Source organism: Halomonas sp. SIMBA_159 (assembly GCF_046536035.1).
Lineage (GTDB): Bacteria > Pseudomonadota > Gammaproteobacteria > Pseudomonadales > Halomonadaceae > Vreelandella > Vreelandella venusta_A.
Map to the genome: position 1 here is coordinate 1 of NZ_JAWJBT010000243.1, position 325 is coordinate 325.

Sequence of the window (325 nt, forward strand, 5' to 3'; positions counted from 1 at the left end):
AGAGGTAATGTATAAATTGACAGGAATCATCATGGCATTTTCACCTATAGGTGTAGCTGCATTAATGGCTTGTACCATTGGGGAATACGGCTTGAAAATATTTGGACCTTTGGGCAAATTTATTTTAGTTGATTATATAGGTTTGATTTCTGTAATCATTTTGATGTACTTGTTTATGTTAAAATTCATAGCTAAAATTCCATTATCAAAGTTCTTTAAGTCAATCGGTAAGATTTGGGTAGTGACTGCGAGTACGACAAGTAGTTCGGGAACTTTACCTGTTACTATCTCTGTGACGAAAGAAGACTTTAAGGTAAAAGAGGAA

1 protein-coding gene is annotated in these 325 nt (G+C 34.2%); it reads left to right on the forward strand.

Annotation, left to right across the window (positions count from 1 at the left end; genetic code table 11):
• Window positions 1-7 precede the first annotated feature (7 nt).
• Window positions 8-325: cation:dicarboxylate symporter family transporter (locus R0J87_RS19155; RefSeq protein ID WP_498888221.1), on the forward strand; the 318-nt coding region annotated here is incomplete at its 3' end.